The organism is Sinorhizobium sp. GQ132, assembly GCF_059758575.1.
The window spans coordinates 477321-501235 of sequence record NZ_JCAXDX010000001.1; the positions used below are offsets into that span (position 1 = coordinate 477321).

A 23915-nucleotide genomic window follows, 5' to 3' on the forward strand; every position below is an offset into this window, starting at 1 on the left:
ATGCACGGAAAATTCCTGTTCGACGGGCCGGGCGATGCGCCCGTCACCATCCTCCTCGCGCATGGAGCCGGCGCGCCGATGGATTCGACCTCGATGACCGCGGCCGCCCTGGCGCTTGCAGGGGTGGGTTTTCGCGTCGCCCGCTTCGAGTTCGGCTATATGGCAGCGCGGCGCACTGCCGACGGACGCAAGCCCCCGCCCCGTGCGGAAACGCTCAATCCGGAGTATCGGGCGGCCATTGCCGAACTCGGCGCCCAGGGCATTCTCGTGATCGGCGGCAAGTCCATGGGCGGTCGCGTCGCCAGCATGGTCGCCGACGACCTTCATGCCGAAGGGAAGATCGCCGGGCTCCTTTGCCTCGGCTATCCCTTCCATCCCCCCGGAAAACCGGAGCAGTTGCGCACCCGGCATCTCGCCGATCTCAAGACGCCTGCACTGATCTGCCAAGGGACCCGCGACGAATTCGGCACCCGCGACGAGGTTTCGCGATACGCGCTCTCCGACAGGATCGAACTTCTCTGGCTGGAGGACGGCGACCACGACCTGAAGCCGCGCAAGAAGGTCTCGGGCTTCTCGACCGCAGATCACCTGAAGACGCTGGCCGAAGCGGTCGCGCGATGGGCGGATCGCCTCGCCCCTTGAGCTCCTCATGAAGATCGCGACCTTCAACATCAACGGTGTGAACAAGCGGCTCGACATCCTCTTGACCTGGCTCGCTGCGGCCGAGCCGGACGTGGTCTGCCTGCAGGAGCTCAAGGCAACGGACGGACAGTTTCCGATGGCCGCGATCGAGGAAGCCGGCTACGGCGCCGTCTGGCGGGGCCAAGCCGCCTGGAACGGTGTTGCCATTCTCGCCCGCGGTTGCGAGCCGGTGCTCACGCGAACCGGATTGCCCGGGGACCCCTCGGATACGCAGAGCCGCTACATCGAGGCGGCGGTGAACGGCATCCTGATCGCGTCGCTCTATGCGCCCAACGGAAATCCGCAGCCCGGGCCGAAATTCGACTACAAGCTCGCCTGGCACTTGCGCTTCAACCAGCATGCCGCCGCGCTGCTCGAGACGGGGGTGCCGGTGGTGTTCGCCGGCGACTACAACATTGTTCCGGAACCGCGCGACATCTATCCGACCCGCTCCTACGACGACAACGCCCTCGTCCAGCCGGAAAGCCGCGCAGCCTTCCGGAGCCTCATCGACCAGGGCTGGCTCGACGCGCTGCGCAAGATCCACCCGAGAGATCAGCTCTTCACTTTCTGGGACTACCGCCGCAACCGCTGGCAGCGCGACGCCGGCCTTCGCCTCGACCACATTCTTTTGAGCCGCAAGCTCCGGCGCCGCCTGACCGGCGCCGGCATCGACCGGGAGATCCGTGCGCTCGAAGGAGCGAGCGACCACGCGCCGGTATGGGTGTCGCTGCGGGATTAGAGCGTCTCATGTTTTTATGGAACACCGACGCGCTGTAACTCCCCGACGCCAGGCACATTTTCCGGAAATGCTCTGAACCGTGATTGCACTGCAGCTTGCCGCAGGACAGCCTTCTTTCGGTTGCAATGCAAAAACGCCCGTTTTAAAGGCAGCTGGTGATGCCACCGTCGACGTAGAGGATGTGACCGGTGACGAAGCTCGATGCGGTCGATGCCAGGAACACGGCGGCCCCTGCCAGCTCGCCGGTATCGCCCCAGCGGCCAAGCGGCGTTCTCTGCTCGAGCCATGTCGAGAACTTCTCGTCCGAAACCAGCGCACTGTTCAGTTCCGTCTTGAAGTAGCCCGGGGCAAGCCCGTTGACGCGGATGCCGTAGCGGCCCCAGTCGAGCGCCATGCCTTTGGTCAGCATTTTCAGCCCGCCTTTAGACGCAGCATAGGGCGCGATCGAGGGACGCGCGAGTTCGCTCTGCACCGAACAGATATTGATTATCGTCCCCTCGCGGCGTTCGATCATCCCCTGAACGACCGCCTGGCCGACCAGAAAAGCACTCGTCAAATTGGTTTCGATGACGCGCCTGAAGGCGTCTTCCGGGAATTCGTGAAGCGGCGTGCGGTGCTGTATTCCGGCATTGTTGACCAGAATGTCGATACGGCCTCGCTCGGCGAGAATATCGGCCACCGCTTGGCCGATCTCGGCCGACTTGGTGACGTCGAAGGCCGAGGCTCCCACGGTGAAGCCGCGCTCTTCGAGTTCCGCCCGTGCACCGGCAAGGCGCGCCTCGTCGCGACCGTTGAGGATGACTGACGCCCCCGCCTCGCAAAGAGCGCGCGCCATGGTGAGGCCGAGCCCGCCGCTCGATCCGGTAATAAGGGCGATCCGGCCGCTCAGATCGAAAAGCGCGGGAAGGCCGTTTATCCGCGGCGCGGCGTTTGAGGCACCATCTATCATGTGTCGGGCTCCTTGGGCGGGCGTGCCACTCTCGGCACGGGGGGCATGGCGCAGCTTGGCTCCGCTGCCACCCGGAACATAGGAGCAAACAGGGCGGCGGTACAGTTCCTGACCGGCGGGCCGGCAAAGTCCTCGGGTCGGCCCCAGAGGCGGTGGAGATCCGCGCGAGAAAGCAGAACATTCCCAAAGGCTTGCTGTCGCGCGGCGGGAATCCTCGCGAGGGTTGGCTGACGATTTCCTGCCGATCTGCGTGCAGCGTCAGTCTCGGTGACCGTGGTCGTCGAGGAAGGTCCTGGCGATTTCGGAGACGATATCCGGGAGAACCCCGAAGGCATAGGGTTCATGGACGCGCTCGAACTTCTGGTGGAACTCCCGTCCCCAAGGCCCGAGATTGACTGTCGGGAACCGCAGCGCGTTCTCGGGTGGCCGATCGACCAGACGCGCGATCGGGGTGTTGTCCGAAACGACCTGGCTGCCGCTTGCGGCAAGCCCGAGGAAACTCATGTCCGAGATTCCGTAGAAATGCGGCTTCCAGACGAGGCTTCGCGCGGGATCGTTGCCAAGACCGGCACGGGCTTTCTCGATCGCCTGATGAATGGAGCGGTCGTTCCCTTCGGTCAGGCGCAGATGGCTCGGCGGATACTGCAGGCCGGAGAAGCCGATGACGATCGCGGGGCCGGAAAGGCGCGCGAGTCCGACGAGCCACTCCGTCAGTTGCCGCGTAGCGACGAGCGGATTGTCGCTCTGAGAGAATTCTCGTTCCTTCTCGGCATAGAGGGCTTCAAAGCCGTCTCCGAAGACGCGTGCTGCCGCCGCCCGCAATTCCTTGAACGACAGGAGGCGCGGCCTGGCCGGTATGGCGCCCGCACTTCCGCCGACGAGCTTGCCGTATTCCGCCGACTGTGCCGCAAACTTCTCGACGGCCTCGTTCGCCCCGGTCAGCACTTCCTCTCGGAAGCGCTCAAAGAGTGCGTCCGCCGTCATCGAATGGTAGAGCCAGTTGAAAGCTATCCAGAAACGCTCTGGCGTCGTCACTTCGTAACCGTCGCGCAGATCCTTCGCCTCGAGGCAGATCGGCGGCGGCGAGATGTCGTTGTCGTCTCGATCCGCCAGAGAGGCGTTCCCTTCCAGGCGTGCCAGGATCCCAGCCGCGATGGCCTGTGCGCTCACCCCTTCGAACGGATAGCTCGCATGAGAGCTGCAGCCGATCACCAGGGCAAAAGGTAGAAGCTTGCCGATCGTGCCGGCGTAGACGGCCCGTCCTTCGCTGCCGTCGCCCTGATCCGAGGTCACGTCGAGGTTGATGCCGCCGGCGATTTCGATATCGAAATCCGTGACCAGACCGGGCAACGCGTCCCGGAGCGATCGCATTCCCCGGCTTTCGCGTTCCTCGTCGGGGGTGGCGACCAGCATGAGATTGCCTTGTCGGTCCGTGTCGGCCGCGAATTGTTCGAGACAGGCGATGGCCACGGCGAGTCCGCTCTTCATGTCGAGCAGACCGCGGCCGGGGAGGAAGTCGCCACTCGCCAGATCCGCCAAGGCCCGCTCTTCCTGTTCGGATCGGTCGGTGCGCGCCGACAGGCTTTCGATGAGTGCATCCTTGAGTGCCAGGCTGTCGCATGCGAGGCCCTTGAGCTCGTGATAGTTGTCGGTCGAAACCGTGTCGAAATGGCCGGCCATGACCAGCGTTCGCTTACCCGTGCCGCGAACGAGCGCAACGACATTGCGGGTCAGCGGTTCGCCGTGACTTGCGACGAGGCGCAGGTCCTGCGGATGCTCCCGAAAATAGGGGAGTTCGCCAAGAAGACCATGGAGGCGATCCGCGAAGGATGCTTCACCCGGCGTGCCGGTTTCGCTCGGCCAGGACGTCATGCGCAGAGCGAATTGCCGGACGCGCTTGCTGTCGATCCGACTTCCAGCCCGAGAGGCAGTCTTTTCTTGTGCACTCGTCATCGCAATTCTCCGTCTTCAGTTCGACAGGTACCTTCGAAAGAGCCCACGCATTCGGTCTTCACCAACGGTGCGGGGGACATGATTGCGTTGGAACTGAACGAGCTAATCTCGACGGTACGGGTAACTGACGGTGTCTCGAAAAGCGAGACCTTTATGATGCTGGGACGCGCTTGGTCGGAAAGGTCCGGTGACCCGATGGTTTGGCCGCCACACCGGCGCGGCCTTTTTCAGCACGCGCTTTCGCATAGCGCGAGAGGCCGATCTTGATGCCGACCAGCACGGGGGCGGCGATGACGAAGAGGAGGGCGATCGCGTTGAAGGCGGTGTCGAAGGCGATTACGGTGGACTGACTTGCCACAGCCCGGCCGAGGAGGCTCGCCGCCCCGCGGCTTGCGGCAGCCGCGTCCATTCCTTTTGCCGTCAGCATGCCAGCGGTGGTCGTCAGCCGCTCGGCGACCCTGGGGGCTCCTGCGGTGACGCTGGCGCCGAGGACTGCGAGGTTGTGGGAGACGTTGTGCTCGATCAGCGTCTGGAGTGCGCCGACCCCTGCGAGGCCGCCGAGCTGGCGGCCCGTATTGAAGAGGCCGATGCCGGAGGCGAGATTGCGGCTGTTGAGATTGCTGAAAGCGATCAGGGTGATGGACAGGAAAAGGAAGCCAAGGCCGGCACCGCGCAAAAGGAGGGCAGCCATCATGTCGCCCGCGCCGCTTTCGCTGGTCGACCCGGACAGCATCCACATCGCCGCCATGATCATCAGGATGCCGAAGGGCACGGTGGCGACAGGAGGAACACGGCGGAGCTGCATGAGAAAGGCGGCGATGAGGAGCGCACCGATGAAGAGCGCACCGCTCGGCAACAGGAGCTGCCCGGCGTCTGTCGGCGTGAAGGCAAGGACGGCCACGGCAAAGGACGGGATCAGGAACGCGCTCCCGAACAATGCGGCGCCGGCGACGAAACTGACGATGAAGGCGAAGCAGAAATCCTCCGTTTCGAACAGGGTAAAGTCCAACAGGCCCTGTCCCTCGGCGAGCACCTGCTGACCGAGAAAGGCCAGAAGCGTGGCTGTACCGATCACGGCCAGCCACAGGATCCGGGGCTCTTCCAACCAGTCCCACCGGCTGCCCTGGCTGAACACGTAGGTGAAGCAGAAGAGCGCAATGGAAATCAGGCAGAAGCCGATCCAGTCGAACGGCCGCCGCCCGCCTCGTGCGGGCATCGGGGCTTGCGCGATCAGCAGAAGCCCGGCAGCCGCCAGCGCCAGCGGAACGATGCTGAAGAAGATCCATGTCCAGGACTGGCTATCGAGCAGCCAGCCCTGGAGCGCCGGGGCGATCGTCGCGGGAGCGACGACGGACCCCATCGCGAACAGGGCCTGGAGGACCGGCTGGCGGGACCGCGGAAAAGCGAGAAAGATGATCGCCTGGCCGCCAACGAGCAGGGTGCCGCCGGAAAAGCCCTGAATCATTCGCAGGGCGACGAGAAGGTCCAGCCGGGCCGTCATGGCGGCGATGCCGCACGCCATGCCCATTGCCAGGGTCGAGCCGACGATAAGACTGCGCGGATCGAAGCGGTTCATCAGCCACGAGGCGGCCATGAACCCGATAAGCTTGAAAGCCGTGTAGCCGACATCCAACCAGGCGAACTCGTCGGGCGTCGCATATGTGTCGCCGATGATATCGCCGCGCCCGAGCGAGAGCACGGTGCTGGCGATCGCCTCGGTCAGCGTCGCAAGGACTATGCCGGCGACGAGAAGGCCCCCTGCCATGGATGTGCCGCGGCCCGTCGTGGCGGTGGCGATGGTCATGAACCGCTCTCCAGATCGATCTCGACGCGCGCCGACAGGCCCGGCACGAGGCGGCCCGACAACGGATTGCCGGCAAACCGGATCTTCACCGGAACGCGTTGGACGACGCGGACGAAGTTGCCCGTGGCGTTGTCTGCGGGCAGCAGGCTGAAGGCAGAGCCGCTGCCGGGCGCAAAACTGTCGACCACGCCTTCAAGCGTTCCGCTCGGGTAACCATCGATGGTGATGCTGGCACGCTGACCGGGCCGGATATTTTCGAGCTGGGTTTCCTTGAAATTCGCGACGATCCATACATTGTCGAGCGGAACGATATCGAGCAGCGAAGCGCCCGGCGCAACGAGCCGGCCGACGCGGACCTGCCGGTTGCCGATGACGCCGCCGACGGGCGCGCGCACCACGGTGCTTTCGAGATCGATCCCGGCGAGGTCGCGCGCGGCCTCCGCCTGCGCCACCGCAGCAACCGCGGCTTCACGTTGTGCGGCAAGGACGGCGATCCGCTGCTGCTGAGCCTCCACCGTTGCGGAAGCCGCCAACAGGTTCGCCTCGGCGCTCGATTTCGCCGCGTCGCTTTCATCGACATGTGCCTGGCTGATAGTGTTGCTGCGGATAAGCTCGCGGCGGCGGTCGGAGGCCTTGGTCGCCAGGTTCAACTCGGCCACGACCGAGCGTCGCTGCGCTTCGGCCTGGCGGATCAGGGAATGCTGAAGCGCCATCTCCGCATCGACGTTGGCCAGCCGCGCCTTGGCCGCTTCGACATTGGCCACCGCTTGCGCGAGCTTTGCGCGGTAGTCCCGATCGTCGATCCGGAAGAGCACCTCACCCGCCCGGACCGCCTGGTTGTCCTCGACTTCGACCGCCGTGACGTAGCCCGCGACCTTTGGGGCAAGCGCGGTAACATCCCCCCGGACATAGGCGTTGTCTGTCGACGCCGCTCCGCTCTCGCGGGCCCAGGCCCATCCGGCAACCACGACGACGGCCGCCCCGAGGCACAGCGCCAAGCCGATCATCTTTTTCCTGTCGGGTCGGGGCACGGCGACACCGTTCCCGGACCTCGCGCCGGCGATGATCGCGACCTTGTCCTCAAGCGGTTCCATCTTCTCAATTCCTGTTGGTGCCGGTTGCTGCAGCGCTGCCGCAGGGGTCTGCGCCAGAGCTGCAGCGTTGATGAGCGCTCTTCCCGTTCACTCCTTGAGGGGTGTCGTCAGCTCCGTTTCCTCGGTGTCGAGAACGAACACCGCCAGCAGCCGTGCAGGCTCGGTATCGCTGGCATTCGCACTGACTTGATGTCGCGAGCCTGGATCTTCGTAGAAGTTTTCGCCGACCTGATAGACCTTTTCCGGGGAGCCGTTGACGCTGCTGCGGATCGCGCCTTCGAGCACCGTCGCATAGATGAAGGCGGACTTCGGATGCGTGTGGGCGGGCGACCCGCCGCCCGGTCCGTATTCGACAAGGACGCCCCGCATGCTTTTGCCGGGCACGTTCGGAAGGGCGTGATCGAATACGACGGTCACCTTGCCGGCAGGCCGGTCGCCTGCCGAGGCTGCAGTGAACGAGAGCGCTGCAAGAGCAACGGCCGAGAGAAATCGCGTGAACATTTCAGTTCTCCTTTGAGAGCGCTTGTGGTGTCGGCGCGGCCTGGTGCCGCGTCGGCTTTTCGACTGTTCGCGGGAGCCTCAGCCCGCGGCCTGGCGGCCGAGCCAATCCTCGAAGCGGATCGCGCCGAGGCGCGGGTTCTTGCCGGGGGTCAGCGATTGATCGTCAAGCACGGCGCCGAAGTAGCGCGCGTGGACATCGGGCAGGACCTTGCGCGGGTCCTCGGTCTGGCTCAGGAAGCGCCTGACCAGTTCATCGAGCGGTATCGCCTCAGGCCCGGCGACTTCGAGCGTGCCGTTGACCGGCGGTGCGACCGCAACCTCGGCGAGCGCTGCCACCACGTCGTCGGAGGCGATCGGCTGGATCAGCGCCGGCGACAGGCGTATCTCGTCGCCGACGGCGGCCGACTGGGCAATGCCGCCGACGAACTCGAAGAACTGCGTGGCACGCAGGATGGTGTAGGGAATGCCGGAAGCCTTGATGAGGTTTTCCTGCGCGACCTTCGCACGGAAATATCCGTTGTCGGGAAGACGTTCGCTGCCGACGATCGACAGGGCGATGTGGTGGCGGACGCCGGCGGCAGCTTCCGCAGCCAGCAGGTTGCGGCTCGACGTCTCGAAGAATTCGAGGACGGCCTTGTCCTCCCACACCGGTGCATTCGCCACATCGACGACGACATCCGCACCGTCCAGGGCCCCCGCGAGGCCCTCGCGGGTGATGGTGTTCACGCCCGTGTTGGGGGAGGCGGCGAGCACATCGTGGCCGCGCTCGCGAAGGTTCTTCACAAATTTCGATCCGATGAGGCCGGTGCCTCCGATAACGACGATCTTCATCGCTAGTCTCCGCTTCTCTCGACTGCAACCATTGCCGTCGGTCTGAAGAAAGAGTGCCTGCGCGCGTCAGGGAAGTCCCTGTGGCGGGCTTGAATTGCCCTTCGAGGAAGCTTGAATTTTCGTCCAAAGAACGGTTGCTCGACCGGCATGCCTTGCTGCCGGCGGAGCAGCCAGTTACGCGATGGCGTGCTATCAGATATTATTCGCCGGTTGTCCGGATAGCGAACCGAAGGCAATCGGCCAGGGGATGCCGAAGTGCAATTCATGTTTGGAGACTACGTGCTCGACCAGGAGCGCCGGGAACTCACCCGGCGCGGAGAGGTCGTGTCCGTCGGACCGCAGGTCTTCGACCTCCTGCTGCATCTCGTCGGCACCCGCGACCGCGTCGTGAGCAAGGACGAGTTGCTCCAGGCGGTGTGGGGCGGCCGCATCGTCTCGGAATCGACGATCACCAGCCACATCAATGCGGTTCGCAAAGCCGTGGGCGACACCGGCGGGGAGCAGCGCCTGATCCGGACGGTCGCCCGCAAGGGCTTCCGCTTCGTCGGCGACATCAGGGTCGGCGGGATCGCAGAAGTCCGACAGCCCGTCGGTGCAGGCGTCGCCTTAGAGGCCTCCGGCGGATCGGGAGAAACGCCCTCCGCGCTCGTCCTTCCGGACAAACCCTCCATCACCGTCCTGCCCTTTCAGAATCTCAGCGGCGATCCGGAGCAGGAATATTTCGCCGATGGCATCGTGGAGGACATCATCACCGCCCTTTCGCGCATCCGCTGGCTGTTCGTCATCGCGCGCAATTCGAGCTTTAGGTACAAAGGCCGGGCGGTGGAGGTGAAGGACGTCGGCAGGGAGCTTGGCGTGCGCTACGTGCTGGAAGGCAGCGTGCGCAAATCCGGAAACAGGGTGCGCATAACCGGGCAGCTCATCGACGCGACGACCGGGACGCACCTCTGGGCGGAGCGCTTCGAGGGCACCCTGGACGATATTTTCGAGCTGCAGGACCGGATGGCGGAAAGCGTCGTCGGCGCTATCGCACCGCAGGTCGAACGGGCGGAGATGGAGCGCGCCAAGCGCAAGCCGACGGAAAGCCTCGACGCCCACGACTATTATCTACGCGGAATGGCAAAACTGCACAGCGGAACCCATGAAGCAATCGAGGCCGCACTGCCCTTGTTCTATCGGGCGATCGAGCTCGATCAGGAATTTGCGTCCGCCTATGCCGGGGCGGCCTGGTGTTATTTCTGGCGCAAATTGAACGGCTGGATGGTCGATCGGGGCGAAGAAATAGCCGAGGGAGCGCGCCTGGCGCGGCGGGCGGTCGAACTCGGCCGCGACGATGCCGTAGCGCTGACGAGAAGCGGGCACGCGCTCGGACATCTCGTCGGAGACCTGGACGGCGGCATCGCGCTCATCGACAGAGCACGGCTGCTCAACCCCAACTTCGCCCCCGCCTGGTTTCTAGGCGGCTTCCTGCGCGTTTTCCGTGGTGAACCGGAGAGTGCGATCGAGCATATCGAGCACGCAGCCCGTCTGAGCCCGTTGGACCAGGAAATGTTTCGGATGCAGGCCGGAACGGCACTCGCGCATTTCTTCGCCGGCCGTTTCGATTCCGCCCTCGTCTGGGCGGAAAGGGCGCTGGGGAACCTGCCCAGCCTGCTGGTCGCGGTCGCCCTGGTGGCGGCGAGCCATGCCCTCGCCGGACGCACGGAAGAAGCGCAACGGGCGATGCAGCGCCTGCGCCGGCTCGACCCGTCGCTGCGCCTTTCCGACCTCCAGGACTGGCTGCCGATCCATCGCCCGGAGGATCTCGCGCGCTTCGCGGACGGACTGCGGCTGGCCGGGTTGCCCGAGTGACCGGATGCGGCGGAAAGCCGATGGACACACCATTTCTGGAAGTGCTTAGATCTAGCCTTCGTATGTGCCGACGATCTCCGCTTCTCCAACGAGATGTTTGCAGGCCCTCTCCCAGGCTTCCGCCGCGCCCACGTCGTCGGGGATCGAAAGATTGGCCGCGTCGAGGGCGGCGAGCCTAAATCGGTAACGGTGCACGCCTGTTCCGGAAAGCGGCTGCGGCCCGTCGTAACGGGCGTTACCGAAATCGTTCTTCATGAACTTGATCCCACGTTCGGGGCCGGTATCGACGGCCTGCGGGAGCTCGGTCCAATTGCCGGGAATGTTGATAATTCCGCAATGGCGGAACAAACCGCTCACCGCATCCGGATCCTCCACGATCAACGCGAAACTCTCAGTTCCCTCGGGCGTGCCCGTCCATTTCAGCGGGGGAAACAGGTTCTCGCCGAAACGGGTGTATTTCTGCGGTATCGGCTGGCCGTCGGCGAATACGGGACTGATCAGACTGAAGGTCATCAGTTGCCTCCTTCCATGTACAAGCAAATGCCGCAGCAATCTTTGCAGGTCCGGCGGGACGCACGGCGCGGCTGCTACGGAAACGAGAGCGCGGGGCATTGCCCATTGGCGCCTCCTCGCGCGAATAGGAGAACCAAGAGACGCGACTTGTGTTCCCGAAGGCGGCAGGCGCCGCAAATCCGGGCCGCGCGGACGGCGCCCGATAAAGCGGATAAAATTTCGCCGGACGACCGGAACTTTGATGCTCGTGATTGTGTTGATGGAGGGCACATCGGCGGCGAGTGGGCCGGTTGCAGTCAACACGTTTCCCGGAACATGAGCGATGCAGATACTGTCTGTCACGGCCGAAATTTTTCCGCTCGTCAAGACCGGCGGCCTGGCAGATGTAGCGGGATCGCTCCCCAAAGCACTCAGGGCTCACGGCATCCACACGCGCAGCTTCGTTCCGGGCTACCCCGGCGTCATGCGCGCGCTCAGTAACGCGACCCCCGTCGCCGCGTTCGAAAACCTGTTCGGCGAACGCGCCACCCTTATCGCGGCCAGGGCTCAGGGGCTGGATCTCTTCGTGCTCGATGCGCCGGCCTTCTATGACCGGGAAGGCGCTCTCTACGTGGACAGGCATGGCCGGGAATATGCGGACAACTGGAAGCGCTTCGCCGCCTTTTCGCTGGTCGCATCGCAAATCGCGCGCGGGCTCGTTCCCAACTGGCGGCCGCATATCATTCACGCACATGACTGGCACGCGGCGATGAGCCTCGTCTATCTGAAATACGCAGGCGACGACATCATTCCTCGCGTCCTGACCGTGCACAACCTTGCGTTCCAGGGGCAATTCCCGGCCCACTACTTCCCCGAGCTCGGCCTCCCGGCGGAAGCCTATTCGATCGACGGCGTCGAATATTACGGCGATATCGGGTTCCTCAAGGGCGGCCTGCAGGCAGCCGATGCGATCACGGTCGTCAGCCCCACCTATGCGCGGGAAATCATGTCTCCGGCCTTCGGCATGGGGCTCGAAGGCGTGATGAACGAGCGGCATGCGGATGTCGTGGGCATCGTCAACGGCATAGACCTGGAAGTGTGGGATCCAACCTCGGATCCCTGCATCGAGCATCACTATTCGGCACGCGTGCCGCTTCGCCGCCTGCCCAACCGGCAGGTGCTGCTCCGGCATTTCGGCCTGCCGGACACCTGCGGTCCGGTCTTCGCCAGCGTCAACCGACTGACATGGCAGAAGGGCATGGATATGCTCGCTGCGACCGCCGGCGAGATCGTCAAGAATGGCGGCACCCTGATCATCCATGGGCAAGGCGAGGAGAAGCTGGAGGCCGCATTCATGGATCTCATGCGACGGTACCCGCAAAACATAAGCGTAAGCATCGGTTATGACGAGCAGCTTGCCCACAGGATCCATGCCGGCGCGGATGCGATGCTCGTTCCGTCCCGGTTCGAGCCCTGCGGCCTCACGCAGCTTTACGCTCTGCGCTACGGCTGCGTACCGGTCGTCGCCCGCACGGGCGGCCTGTCTGAGACCATCATCGATGCCAACGATGCCGCGCTCCATGCCCATGTCGCGACGGGCATACAGTTTGCGCCCATCGACGAGGACGGGCTACGCCACGCACTGCGCCGCACCTTCCGGCTCTACCGGCTGCGACGCGTCTGGGAGGGACTTCGCCGGCAAGGCATGAAAACCGACTGCTCGTGGCATCGCAGTGCGGCCCGCTATGCGGAGCTTTACAGCGAACTCCTCAATCCCGACATGCGTCTGGTCGGCAGCGCCTGACCTGGAAATTCCAGGAAAACGGCGCAGCGGTCTTCCGTCCGGAGCTTTGAAAGCAAAGGGCTCAGCACTCGGAGGAAAGCGGAAATGCGCCAGCGCAATAGCGGGTGCGTGCCCCGCCTTCCGCAATTTCGCGGAATGCTATCATTCGCAAAGGTGATGAATTGATAAGCAGTGCGGCATGGATTGCGCCGCCCGAATATGCGAATGGCTGCGGCAGGCCGGAACGCCGGATTCGCTGAAGCCCGAGCTCCTGTCCGCAAATGTTCCGCGGAAAACGCGGTCCCGCTCTGAAGGAATTCGCACCCATGGCCGTCGACAGCGTCCCCGGCAACCTTTCCCGTGAAAACGGCGCCGCCCGCGCCGGCGTGGTCGTCATGCTCCTCGGCATGTTGATGTTCTCGGTGAACGACGTCATGGGCAAGTGGCTCGTCGCCACCTACTCGGTCGGGCAGGTGGTGCTGATCCGCAGCATCGCCGCTGCCCTTCTGCTGGCGCCCTTTCTGTGGGTGAGCGGCCCGAGAAAGCTCTTCACCCTCGAGCGGCCCGGCCTTCAGTTTGCCCGCGTCGTCGCCTCGACGGCCGAGGTGGTCGCGTTCTATTTCGCCGTTGTCTACCTGCCGCTGGCCGACGTCATGACCTATTGGCTGGCGGCGCCGATCTATGTCGCGGCCGTTTCGCCGCTGGTGCTGAAAGAACCTGTCGGCTGGCGGCGCTGGACGGCGATCGGCATCGGCTTTGTCGGCGTCGTCGTCGCGCTCGAACCGTCGTCACAGGCCTTCACGCTGCCTGCCGTCATCTCGATTCTCGGCAGCATGACCTTCGCCTTCATGATGATTTCCGGGCGGTCCCTGCGCGGCACTCCGGATACGACGCTTGCCTTCTGGCAGATCGTCGGTGCCGCGGTCGCCGGCCTCGTCTGGGCACCCTTCGACTGGACACCTCTCAAACCGGTCGACACGGCGCTCATCTGCCTGCTGGGCGCCGTCGCAATGATCGCCCATGTGCTCGTCAACCGGGCGCTGAAGCTCGCCGACGCCGCAACGGTCGCCCCGCTGCAGTACACGCTGCTCTTCTGGGCAATCTTCTTCGGCTGGCTGATCTTCGGCGATACGCCGCGGTTGTCGATGGTGATCGGCGCCGCCCTCATCGTCGCTTCGGGCCTCTTCATTTTCTTCCGCGAACAGCAGCTGAAAAGGCAGGGGCGGCTGAAAGGCTGAGTGCCCGTCGCCGTTCCCGCCTGCATCAACGCGAAGAATATCGGTTATCGCGCCTATCGATTTCGCTTATGTAACATCTGTCCCTAAAGTTCTTTGGAAGCGCCGAACAAAGGCGCAACCGAGGGAACGAACATGCGAAAACTCATTCTGGCACTGGCACTCGCCGGCACTGCACTGTCTTCTTCCGCCATTGCTGCGGAAAAGCTGAAGATCGGAACCGAGGGCGCCTATCCGCCCTTCAACTTCGTCGATTCCAGCGGCAAGATCGGCGGTTTCGACGTGGAGATCGGCCTCGCGCTCTGCGAGCGCATGAAGGTCGAGTGCGAAGTCGTCGCCCAGGATTGGGACGGCATCATTCCGGGCCTGCTTGCCAAGAAGTACGACATGATCATCGCCTCGATGTTCATCACCGAGGAGCGCAAGAAGCAGGTGGCTTTCAGCAATCCCTATTACCTCGCCGCGATGACCCATGCCGCACCTAAGGGTGCCGGCATCAACGACTTCAGCAACGAGGCGCTCAAGGGCAAGGTGATCGGCGCCCAGGCCGGCACGACCCAGGCCGACTATATCGCCGCCGTCTACCCGGATGCCGAGATCAAGCTCTATCCCACCCAGGACGAAGCCAATCTCGACATGGTCAACGGCAGGCTCGACCTGCAGGTCGGCGACATGCTGCCGCTGCTCGATTGGGTCACCAAGAATGACGACGGCAAGGGTTGCTGCGAGCTTATCGGCGAGCCGATCACCGACAAAAAATTCGTCGGCGACGGCGTCGGCATTGCTGTCCGTCAGGAGGACGATGAACTGCGCGAGAGGCTAAACAAGGCACTTGACGAGATCCGCGCCGACGGGACCTACAAGAAAATCAACGACAAGTATTTCACCATCGACGTCTATACGATGAAGTGACGGCGCATGCGTCTCATCCGGCCTGCCGGCCGGATGAGAGGCACAATCTATTTTCTCCCCGAAAACGCGAACACATCGACCGGCTCGTCGAGCCCCCGCAAGACATAGGAACCCAGATTTTCCATCTGGCCTCTACAACCTGCCTTTTCGACGAAGGCTCTTGAGAGCAGCACCGGACGCTTCAGCTCCTTCGTAAGGGTTTCGAGCCGCGACGCGATGTTGACTGCCGGTCCGATCACCGTGAAATCGAGACGCCTGCGCGAACCGATATTGCCATACATCACATCGCCGACATGAACGCCGATGCCGTAGCCGAGCGCATCGTGGCCTTTGCGCAGGTTCTCCTCGTTCAGAACGGCAAGAGCGGCCTGCGCCTCGCCGATGGCTCCGAGAAGCTGACTGCAGGCACATGGATTGCTGAGCGGAAAGATCGCCAGAAGCCCGTCGCCCATGAATTTCAGGATCTCCCCGCCGTGCCGTTCGATCGGTTCGGACATGGCATCGAAATAGCCGTTGAGGAGTTCGATGACGTCGTCGCGGGGCCACAGGTCCGACAGCTTCGTGAAGTCGCGCAGATCGCAGATGAGGATCGCGGCACCCACCGTCACGCCGCTGCCGCGCGTGGTCGCTCCGGCAAGGATCTGCTCGCTCGCATGCGGCCCGACATAGGTCTCGAGAAGCGTGCGGGCGAAGCGGTTTTTCAGCCGGATCTCGCTGACAAGCGCCAGGGCCGGCAGAATGTCCTTCAGGAAGGCGAGATCATCGGGGCTAAATCCGCCCGGCCTGTCGCTCGCAAAGGTCACCGCGTGCCGCTTGCCGAGCGTATGGAGCAAGGGCCAGATGATGTACTCGGTCAGTCCCTCCGCGCGCAGTTCGTCATAGAGCGGGTAATCCGGACCCGCGGACGTCGGGTCGTCAAGGCGTCTGCGCACCTCTTCCGCCCCCTCGTTGAAATCGCGCAAGGGGCTGCTCAGATATTGGGTGGTGTCCTCGACGCCATAGGCATAGGTATCGAGCTCCGCCTCCGCCAGGCCTTTTCGCCACAGAATCCGTGCACCGATCCACTGTGGGTGGTGAATTCTGAAATGAAGGGTGGCGCGGGCGACGGGCACGCCCGCCTCCACCAGCCTGTCGCACATCTCCACGAAGATGTTGTCGATGAAGCGTTCATCGCGCGTCTCGATGACGAGCCAGTCGATGATCCGGCGCCGCCGCGCCGGCCATGTTCCCTCGCTTTCGCCGGGCAAAGGCGGGTGTGGCTCCGTCGGAGACTGAACCGCGACGTTCGCCTCGCTCGGATTCGTGATGGCCATTTCAAAACCCCAGGGATTGCTGCGCGGGCTCCGGCGGAGCGACCTTGACGCCTTCCATTTCGAGCATTCCGAGCTTGGTGGATGAACCGCCCGGCGCCGAGAAGCCGCCGATCTTGCCGCCGGCTGCGAGAACCCGATGGCAGGGGATGATCAATGCCACGGGATTCTTCGCCATCGCCTGGCCGACATCCCGGGCCGCCTCCGGGCCTGCTCCGAGCTCCTTTGCAAGCGCGCCGTAGGTCGTCGTGCTTCCCCACGGGATCTTTCGCGCGGCCTGATAGACCTTCTCGAAGAAGGCGTCCTGTCCCTGCAGATCGAGATCGAAGCGGGAAAAATCGGTCTCCCTTCCCTCGAAATAGGCCTTCACCGCCGCAACCGCTTCGGCAACCCTCGGCGGCGGCTCTTGCGGCGCTCCGTCCGGCAAACGCCGCAGAAGCAGTCGCTCGGTGGATTCGGCGCTTCGCGTCGGCAGTTGGAAGCGCGTGATGCCCGCATCGCTCCAGGCGATGCCGCAGAAACCGCGCACGGTTTCGAAAATATGGTAGTGGTTCATGAGTTCGCTCTCCTCCAGCACCGCATGGCCGATCGAGGCACGCCGGGTCGCTGTAGCGCTTCGAATTCCTTCATGGAGAATCGTGCGCCCGGGCCTTCAATTCAACCCGTTTTCCCTAGGGGGCGGCTAAAAAAGACCATCTGATTTTCGTCATTCATGCCTTGGCGCTCGCCGGATCTCTTGCGAGGATGCGGATAACTCGAACCGACCGGTGCATCGCTTGACCTCAGATGTAGACTTCTTCGCGCGCAGCGCAGTCCAGGTGGCGGCTGATTTGATCGGCGCCGATTTCACCGTTTCCGGTGTCGGCGGAGTTATCGTCGAAACGGAGGCCTATCTTCCGGACGACGCGGCGTCGCACAGTTTTGCGGGCACCACGGCGCGCAATCGCGCCATGTTCGGTCCGCCGGCGCATGCCTACATCTATCTCTCTTACGGCCTGCACTGGTGCCTGAATTTCGTCTGCCTGCCCGGCAGCGCCGTCCTGATCCGCGCGATCGAACCGAAATGGGGCATAGAGACGATGCGGGCGAGACGTGGTGTCCGCGAAGAGAGGCTGCTGTGTTCCGGGCCGGGACGTGTCGGACAGGCGCTGGCGATCAGCCGGGAGCTGGACGGATTGCCGCTCGGAGAGGAGCCGTTCCGCCTCACCCCGCCCTCCACGAAGCCGCCGATCGCCACCGGCATCCGCGTCGGCATAACCAAGGCGGCAGAACAGCCCTGGCGGTTCGGGCTGGCCGGCTCATCCTTCGTGAGCCGCAAATTCTGAAACAGCTTCGCCGATCCGGTGAAGCCGTTCCCCGGTTCCCGTTCAAGTTGACACGGAGACCCGCTTCTGTCCTTAAGCTACACCCCGGCGCGTCTTATCGTACGCGAAATATCGCTGTAGCACTTTGATCTTCTGCATGTCGTTGTCCTCCGGTCGGATAGATTAAAGGACAAATTTATCGACGGTTCGATCAGAGCTGATCGTAAGTGGACGAGTTTGATGACTTCACGATGGACATGGTTGTTTTCGCAGGTCACGCGGCGAATCTGGTTTCGAGCCACGCTTTTCTCCATTCTCGCGATTATAACCGCACTCATCGCAATTTTCCTTGGCCCGTTCATTCCGCGAGACCTTCCGAACCGAATAGGGGCGCACGCAGTCGACAACGTGCTGGGGATCATCGCTGCCAGCATGCTGACGGTCTCGACATTTTCGCTAAGCACGATGGTATCGGCCTACTCGGCGGCAACCAATAGCGTTACGCCACGGGCAACGAAGCTTCTCATGGAAGACAGCACGACACAGAACGTGCTCGCGACCTTTATCGGGTCGTTTCTGTTCAGCCTCGTCGGCATCATCGCTCTCAGCACCGGCGCCTACGGCGACCAGGGCCGCCTTATTCTGTTCGTGGTGACGATCGGCGTCATCGTCCTGATCATCGTGACGCTGCTGCGCTGGATCGATCATCTCTCGCGCCTCGGACGCGTCACCGAGACGACGGAACAGGTCGAGGCGGTCACGATCGAGGCAATGCGATCGCGGCGGTTACGACCTTACCTCGGCGGAAACCGGTTGGACGATGCCGCACGCATCCCCGCATCCGCCACGCCGGTCTTTATCGACAGGATCGGTTATATCCAGCATCTCGACGTAAGCGGGCTTTCCGCCATCGCGAACGATAGGAAGACCTGCATATTCGTCCGATTGATACCTGGCCAGCTTGTCGATCCAAACCGGCCCGTCGCTTCCGTCGATGGCGCACAGGACGAGCATGTCCTTGCCGAGATCGCCAGGTGCTTCTCGGTGGGAGATACGCGTTCGTTCGATCAGGATCCGAGGTTCGGAGCGCCGGTGCTGGCTGAAATAGCGTCGCGCGCCCTGTCGCCGGCCGTCAACGACCCCGGGACGGCGATCGACGTCATCAGCCGTGCGTTGCGCGTGCTTGCCGTCTGGACCGAGCCCGTGGAGAAGGCGCTGCAGGACGAGGTGCTGTATCCAAAGGTCTACGTGCCGGCGATCGAACTCGAGGAAGTGTTCGACGATCTGTTCACGCCGATCGCGCGGGACGGCGCTGCTATCGTCGAAATAGGAGTCCGCCTCCAGAAGGCGTTCGGCACGCTCGCGAAGTTCAACCAGGACCGGTTTCGCGATGCAGCCATGCGGCATTCGAAAGAAGCGCTTGAGCGAGCGGAAGCGGCACTTGGCATTGCCAGCGATCTGCAGAGGCTGAGGCGGAATGGCTGACAACTACCGGTGTCCCAGAACATGAGCACGCTATGGCCGCATGGAAAAGTCCCGCTAGACGAATTCCGGAAAAAGGCGCCCGCAGTTTTCCGCCCGCATCCCGCTCGAATTCTCTAAGATCGCGGATACAGTCGTTCAACGTCCGGAACATGAAGGTAGAGGAGGCGATTAGATGACGAAATCGAACATAGGCTTCATCGGGCTCGGATTGATGGGCCAAGGGATGGCGGCAAATATTCTGAAAAAGGGTTGGCCGCTCCAGGTGATGGCGCATCGCAATCGGGCGCCGGTGGAGACGCTCGTTGCCGAGGGCGCACGCGAAGTCAGGACGCCGCGCGAGATGGCGGAGCAATGCGACGTCATCGTCCTCTGCGTTACCGGCTCGCCTGAGGTCCTTTCGGTCATCGGTGGCCCGGAGGGCATTGCGAGCGCGGGCAGGCCGGTCACCATCGTCGATTGTTCCACATCCGATCCCTCCGTCACGACGAAGCTTGCAGCCGATCTCGCGGCAAGCGGCCTTACGCTTATCGACGCGCCGCTCAGCCGTACGCCGGCCGATGCCGCCGCGGGCACGCTCGATGTGATGGTCGGCGGCGCGGAATCAGACGTACAGCGCGTGTGGCCGGTACTGGAATGTTTCGCCGGTCGGATCATCCACACGGGGCCGACCGGCTCCGGTCACACGATGAAGCTGCTCAACAACTTCCTGTCGATGGGCTACGCGGCGCTCTATTCCGAGGCGCTGATGCTCGGACGCAAGGCCGGGCTGACCCCAGAGGTCTTCGACAGCGTCATTCGCGGCGGCCGGATGGATTGCCCCTTCTATCAGACCTTCTTCCGCTGGGTCCTGGAACGCGACCCGAACGCCCATAAATTCGCGATCCGCAACGGCTTCAAGGACATGAGCTATCTTGCCGGCTACGCCATTGCCGCCGGCGCCGCCAATCCGGTCGGGGCGGCCGTCCGGAACTCATTTGCTCAGGCGGTCGGCGCGGGCCGCGGCGAGGACTACGTGCCGATGCTGTCGGATTTCATCGCCAAGGCGAACGGTCTCGAGTGAAAGCGCAGGCGAGCGCCTCTCGCCGGGCGCCATGACAGAATTCCATCAGCGGTGAAATGCAATCTTGCAGGGATGCAACATTGCCGCTGCTCTGCGCCTTTGACTGAGTCTCGCGGAACGGTGAATGTGACTGCGCCTGCAAATGGAACAAACGTTCCGGCATCACCGCATCATTATTCTCCCAGGAGACTTCCGGCATGACCGCCCTCCCCTTCGCCCTCAACCATATGGCCGCTCCCGGCCTCCCGGCCGACGCGTTCTTCTCGCTTGCGAGATCGCTCGGCATTTCCCTGGTCGAAATCCGCAACGACCTCGCCGCCAACGCCATTGCCGACGGGACGCCTCCGGAGGAGGTGAAAGCCCTTGCGGAGAAGCACGGTCTGACGATCGTCTCGATCAACGCCTTGCAGCGCTTCAACGAATGGAACGAGCAACGGGCAGCCGAAGCGCGCGAACTCATCTCCTATGCACGCGACTGCGGCGCGAAGGCCCTGGTGCTGGTGCCCGTCAATGACGGCAGCGGCAAGGAGGACGGCGTGCGGCAAACCAACCTCCGGCAGGCGCTTGCGGCGCTGAAGCCGATGCTCGACGCGGCCGGCGTCACCGGTCTCGTGGAGCCGCTCGGCTTCGAGGTCTGTTCGCTGCGCTCCAAGGCGGAGGCCGCCGAAGCGATCCGGGCAGTCTCCGGTCAATCGAGCTTCCGCCTGGTGCACGACACGTTCCACCATCACCTTGCTGGCGAAGACCAGTTTTTTGCGGATATCACCGGCCTCGTACACATCTCCGGCGTTATCGACGAAAACCTGGCCGTCTCGGATATGCGCGATCCGCATCGCGTTCTCGTCGACGCCGCCGACAGGCTGGACAATCAAGGCCAGATTCGCCGGCTGCGGGACGAGGGCTATGCTGGCCCCTTTTCCTTCGAGCCCTTTGCCCCTTCGGTGCACGGACTTGCGGACCCGGCGGACGCCCTGCGAGAGAGCATGGACTACCTCCGGTCGCGGAGCTGATCGCCACCGGCAGTGGAAAGAGCTGGATTCCAAACCGGCGCGCCCAGGCGCTCTTGACGGCATCGCGATAAAATGGAATACATATTCCGTAATGTCAAAACACTGGTTTTTTTATTCCGTTTTGATCGGAAGCGTAGCGGGAGTGCCGCTTCCGGTCGAAGTCTGAACGCGATCTCGGGAAGAAGGTCGCGTTCCCGGCCGAAGAAGGTGTGGCCGGCACCAAGTGGAGGAGAAGAACAATGAAGAAATTTTTCATAGGCACTGCGATGGCCGTCGTGATGTCGACGGCCGCGCATGCGGAGACCATCGGCGTGTCGATGGCGCTCTTCGACGACAACTTCCTGACGGTGCTGCGCACCGGCATGCAGGATTACGCCAAGACGCTCGACGGCGTCGAGCTGCAGGTCGAAGACGCGCAGAACGACGTCGCCAAACAGCAGAGCCAGATCCAGAATTTCATCGCCGCCGGGGTCGATGCCATCATCGTCAACCCGGTCGACACCGATGCGACCGCCGCCATGTCGAAGATCGCCGCGGATGCCGGCATTCCGCTGGTCTATGTCAACCGCGAGCCGGTGAACGTCGATACGCTTCCGGACAAGCAGGCCTTCGTCGCGTCGAACGAACAGGAATCCGGAACGCTGCAGACCAAGGAAATCTGCAAGATGCTGGGCGGCAAGGGCAAGGCCGTGGTCATGATGGGCGAACTCTCCAACCAGGCTGCCCGCATGCGCACCAAGGACATCCACGACGTGATCGCGACCGACGAATGCAAGGGCATCGAGATCGTCGAGGAGCAGACCGCGAACTGGTCGCGCACCCAGGGTTCGGACCTCATGACGAACTGGCTTTCCGCCGGCCTCGAATTCGACGCCGTCATCTCCAACAACGACGAGATGGCCATCGGCGCGATCCAGGCGCTGAAGGCGGCCGGCCGCTCGATGGATTCCGTCGTCATCGGCGGGATCGACGCAACCCAGGACGCGCTCGCGGCCATGGCCGCCGGCGACCTCGACGTGACCGTTTTCCAGAACGCCGCCGGCCAGGGCAAGGGCTCGGTAGACGCCGCGCTGAAGCTCGCCAAGGGCGAGCCGGTGGAGAAAAAGGTCTACATCCCCTTCGAACTCGTCACGAAGGAGAACCTGGAGCAATATCAGGCGAAGAACTGACCGGCGCTGCCTGGGGGCGCGGCAATGCCGCGCTCCCGAACGCCACGCCTGCTTCGGGTTCGCACCGGGGAAGGCATGCTCCGCCACCGCGTGGACATTCCGGTTGAACCGGAACATGGGAGGCAACGAGAATGACACTCAGTCCCACGACAATGGCAGCCGTGCGCGCCAGCGGCGCCGTTCCCAAATCCGAATACCTTCTGACTGCAGAAGGCGTTCGCAAGGAATTTCCGGGTGTCGTCGCACTCGACGACGTGGAGTTTAAGCTGAAGCGCGGCACCGTGCATGCGCTCATGGGCGAGAACGGAGCCGGCAAGTCGACCTTGATGAAAATCCTCGCCGGGATCTATCATCCCGACCAGGGCGAGGTGAAACTCAGGGGCGCAGGCATCCGGCTGAAGTCGCCGCTCGACGCGCTCGAGAACGGCATCGCCATGATCCATCAGGAACTGAACCTGATGCCTTTCATGACCGTCGCCGAGAATATCTGGATCCGCCGGGAACCCAAGAACCGCTTCGGCTTCGTCGACCATGGCGAGATGCACCGCATGACGGCAAAGCTTTTCGAGCGGCTCAAGATCGATCTTGATCCGGAGATCGAGGTCCGTCACCTCTCGGTCGCCAACCGCCAGATGGTCGAGATCGCCAAGGCGGTCTCCTACGAGTCCGACGTGCTGATCATGGACGAGCCCACCTCGGCGCTCACCGAACGCGAGGTGGCCCATCTGTTCGAGATCATCCGCGACCTGCGCTCGCAGGGTATCGGCATCGTCTACATCACCCACAAGATGAACGAGCTGTTCGAGATCGCCGACGAGTTCTCGGTTTTCCGCGACGGCAAATATATCGGCACCCACCTCTCGAACGAGGTCACCCGCGACGACATCATCCGCATGATGGTTGGACGTGAAATCACCCAGATGTTCCCGAAGGAGGAGGTGCCGATCGGCGACGTGGTGCTGTCGGTGAAGAATCTGACCCTCGACGGCGTCTTCCACGACGTCTCCTTCGATGTGCGCGCCGGCGAGATCCTCGGCGTCGCAGGCCTCGTCGGATCCGGTCGCTCCAACGTCGCCGAGACGCTCTTCGGGGTCACGCCGGCCAGCTCGGGCACGATCGCGATCGACGGGAAAGAGGTCGTGATCGACAGCGCCAATAAGGCGATCCGCCATCGGATGGCGTTTCTGACCGAGGATCGCAAGGACACCGGCTGTCTGCTCATCCTCGACATTCTCGAAAACATGCAGATCGCCGTGCTGCAGGACAAATTCGTCAAGGGCGGCTTCGTCAGCGAGAGGGAGGTCACCGCCGCCTGCGAGGAGATGAGCCGCAAGCTTCGGGTCAAGACGCCGAACCTGCAGGAGCGCGTCGAGAATCTCTCGGGCGGCAACCAGCAGAAAGTGCTGATCGGCCGCTGGCTGCTCACCAATCCGCGCATCCTGATCCTCGACGAGCCGACGCGTGGCATCGATGTCGGCGCCAAGGCGGAGATCCACCGCCTGGTGACCGAACTCGCCCGCAACGGCGTCGCGGTCATCATGATCTCGTCGGAAATGCCGGAAGTGCTCGGCATGAGCGACCGGATCATGGTGATGCACGAGGGCCGGGTCACCGGATTTCTCGACAGGGCGGAAGCTACCCAAATCAAGGTCATGGAGCTTGCGGCGCGATAGAGCGGGATGAGTGCGTGCGGCCTTCCGCCCGCATTCCGCTCGGACCTTTGGAACCGATCAAGGCGAACTGCCGACC

Annotated in this window: 22 protein-coding genes; 12 read left to right on the forward strand and 10 right to left on the reverse strand. The window is 63.3% G+C overall.

The features are described 5' to 3' along the window. The gene (locus tag AC6CIG_RS02195) at positions 1–642 is read left to right on the forward strand and encodes an alpha/beta hydrolase family protein (protein WP_102763643.1); all 642 of its coding nucleotides are present in this window, start codon (positions 1–3) and stop codon (positions 640–642) included. A 7-nt stretch (positions 643–649) separates the two neighbouring features. Continuing rightward, the gene (xth, locus tag AC6CIG_RS02200; protein WP_102763644.1) at positions 650–1423 is read left to right on the forward strand and encodes an exodeoxyribonuclease III; all 774 of its coding nucleotides are present in this window, start codon (positions 650–652) and stop codon (positions 1421–1423) included. Between the two features lie 142 nt (positions 1424–1565). Here the strand turns inward: xth and AC6CIG_RS02205 are convergent, their stop codons facing one another. The 6 genes from AC6CIG_RS02205 to AC6CIG_RS02230 form a co-directional block, all read right to left on the reverse strand. Continuing rightward, a complete protein-coding gene (locus AC6CIG_RS02205; RefSeq protein ID WP_102763645.1) occupies positions 1566–2372 on the reverse strand; it encodes a glucose 1-dehydrogenase in 807 nt (268 codons plus the stop codon). Positions 2373–2630: 258 nt separating this feature from the next. Further along, positions 2631–4325 carry a M20/M25/M40 family metallo-hydrolase gene (locus AC6CIG_RS02210; RefSeq protein WP_498322144.1) on the reverse strand — a complete coding sequence of 565 codons (1695 nt, stop codon included), beginning with the start codon at positions 4323–4325 and terminating at the stop codon, positions 2631–2633. Between the two features lie 151 nt (positions 4326–4476). Next, the gene (locus AC6CIG_RS02215) at positions 4477–6129 is read right to left on the reverse strand and encodes an MFS transporter (RefSeq protein ID WP_498322146.1); all 1653 of its coding nucleotides are present in this window, start codon (positions 6127–6129) and stop codon (positions 4477–4479) included. Further along, positions 6126–7223 (reverse strand): HlyD family secretion protein, encoded by a 1098-nt coding sequence (locus AC6CIG_RS02220; RefSeq protein ID WP_102763648.1) that lies wholly within the window; start codon positions 7221–7223, stop codon positions 6126–6128. The genes AC6CIG_RS02215 and AC6CIG_RS02220 overlap by 4 nt, the downstream gene beginning before the upstream one ends. 87 nt (positions 7224–7310) lie before the next feature. Then, on the reverse strand, positions 7311–7724 hold the full coding sequence (locus AC6CIG_RS02225; RefSeq protein ID WP_102761621.1) for a cupin domain-containing protein: 414 nt from the start codon (positions 7722–7724) through the stop codon (positions 7311–7313). A 78-nt stretch (positions 7725–7802) separates the two neighbouring features. Beyond that, positions 7803–8555 carry an SDR family oxidoreductase gene (locus AC6CIG_RS02230; protein WP_102763649.1) on the reverse strand — a complete coding sequence of 251 codons (753 nt, stop codon included), beginning with the start codon at positions 8553–8555 and terminating at the stop codon, positions 7803–7805. A gap of 255 nt (positions 8556–8810) precedes the next feature. On the opposite strand from AC6CIG_RS02230, the gene AC6CIG_RS02235 reads away from it, so the two are divergent. Then, on the forward strand, positions 8811–10406 hold the full coding sequence (locus AC6CIG_RS02235; RefSeq protein WP_102761619.1) for a winged helix-turn-helix domain-containing tetratricopeptide repeat protein: 1596 nt from the start codon (positions 8811–8813) through the stop codon (positions 10404–10406). Between the two features lie 51 nt (positions 10407–10457). Here the strand turns inward: AC6CIG_RS02235 and AC6CIG_RS02240 are convergent, their stop codons facing one another. Next, a complete protein-coding gene (locus tag AC6CIG_RS02240) occupies positions 10458–10919 on the reverse strand; it encodes a YbhB/YbcL family Raf kinase inhibitor-like protein (protein ID WP_498322148.1) in 462 nt (153 codons plus the stop codon). A gap of 322 nt (positions 10920–11241) precedes the next feature. Between AC6CIG_RS02240 and glgA the strand changes: the two genes are divergently transcribed. The 3 genes from glgA to AC6CIG_RS02255 all read left to right on the forward strand — a co-directional run bounded on the left by glgA (position 11242) and on the right by AC6CIG_RS02255 (position 14828). Beyond that, entirely contained in the window at positions 11242–12702 is a 1461-nt protein-coding gene (glgA, locus tag AC6CIG_RS02245; protein WP_498322149.1) for a glycogen synthase GlgA, read from the forward strand. A 305-nt stretch (positions 12703–13007) separates the two neighbouring features. Then, a complete protein-coding gene (locus tag AC6CIG_RS02250) occupies positions 13008–13919 on the forward strand; it encodes a DMT family transporter (protein ID WP_026168730.1) in 912 nt (303 codons plus the stop codon). A 132-nt stretch (positions 13920–14051) separates the two neighbouring features. Next, on the forward strand, positions 14052–14828 hold the full coding sequence (locus tag AC6CIG_RS02255) for an ABC transporter substrate-binding protein (RefSeq protein WP_437405683.1): 777 nt from the start codon (positions 14052–14054) through the stop codon (positions 14826–14828). 47 nt (positions 14829–14875) lie between these two features. Here the strand turns inward: AC6CIG_RS02255 and AC6CIG_RS02260 are convergent, their stop codons facing one another. After that, complete coding sequence (locus tag AC6CIG_RS02260; RefSeq protein WP_498322150.1) at positions 14876–16141, reverse strand: adenylate/guanylate cyclase domain-containing protein; 1266 nt, start codon at positions 16139–16141, stop codon at positions 14876–14878. Between the two features lies 1 nt (position 16142). Next, positions 16143–16694 (reverse strand): methylated-DNA--[protein]-cysteine S-methyltransferase, encoded by a 552-nt coding sequence (locus tag AC6CIG_RS02265; RefSeq protein WP_102763653.1) that lies wholly within the window; start codon positions 16692–16694, stop codon positions 16143–16145. 211 nt (positions 16695–16905) lie between these two features. On the opposite strand from AC6CIG_RS02265, the gene AC6CIG_RS02270 reads away from it, so the two are divergent. The 3 genes from AC6CIG_RS02270 (at position 16906) to AC6CIG_RS02280 (ending at position 19987) form a co-directional block, all read left to right on the forward strand. Next, positions 16906–17463 (forward strand): DNA-3-methyladenine glycosylase, encoded by a 558-nt coding sequence (locus AC6CIG_RS02270; protein WP_102763654.1) that lies wholly within the window; start codon positions 16906–16908, stop codon positions 17461–17463. 219 nt (positions 17464–17682) lie between these two features. After that, positions 17683–18927 carry a DUF2254 domain-containing protein gene (locus AC6CIG_RS02275; RefSeq protein ID WP_102763655.1) on the forward strand — a complete coding sequence of 415 codons (1245 nt, stop codon included), beginning with the start codon at positions 17683–17685 and terminating at the stop codon, positions 18925–18927. Positions 18928–19099: 172 nt separating this feature from the next. After that, positions 19100–19987, forward strand: a complete 888-nt coding sequence (locus AC6CIG_RS02280) for an NAD(P)-dependent oxidoreductase (protein ID WP_102763656.1) — start codon at positions 19100–19102, stop codon at positions 19985–19987. On the opposite strand, the gene AC6CIG_RS02285 is transcribed toward AC6CIG_RS02280, so the two are convergent. Continuing rightward, positions 19959–20186: a hypothetical protein gene (locus tag AC6CIG_RS02285; RefSeq protein ID WP_146033155.1), complete on the reverse strand. Its 228-nt coding sequence runs from the start codon at positions 20184–20186 to the stop codon at positions 19959–19961. The two genes, AC6CIG_RS02280 and AC6CIG_RS02285, sit on opposite strands and share 29 nt — an antisense overlap. Here AC6CIG_RS02285 and AC6CIG_RS02290 point away from each other — a divergent pair. The 3 genes from AC6CIG_RS02290 (at position 20185) to AC6CIG_RS02300 (ending at position 23839) form a co-directional block, all read left to right on the forward strand. Continuing rightward, complete coding sequence (locus tag AC6CIG_RS02290; protein WP_437407568.1) at positions 20185–20997, forward strand: TIM barrel protein; 813 nt, start codon at positions 20185–20187, stop codon at positions 20995–20997. The two genes, AC6CIG_RS02285 and AC6CIG_RS02290, sit on opposite strands and share 2 nt — an antisense overlap. Before the next feature lie 239 nt (positions 20998–21236). After that, on the forward strand, positions 21237–22166 hold the full coding sequence (locus AC6CIG_RS02295; RefSeq protein WP_100671316.1) for a sugar ABC transporter substrate-binding protein: 930 nt from the start codon (positions 21237–21239) through the stop codon (positions 22164–22166). Positions 22167–22297: 131 nt separating this feature from the next. Continuing rightward, a complete protein-coding gene (locus tag AC6CIG_RS02300; protein ID WP_498322154.1) occupies positions 22298–23839 on the forward strand; it encodes a sugar ABC transporter ATP-binding protein in 1542 nt (513 codons plus the stop codon). Positions 23840–23915: the final 76 nt, after the last annotated feature.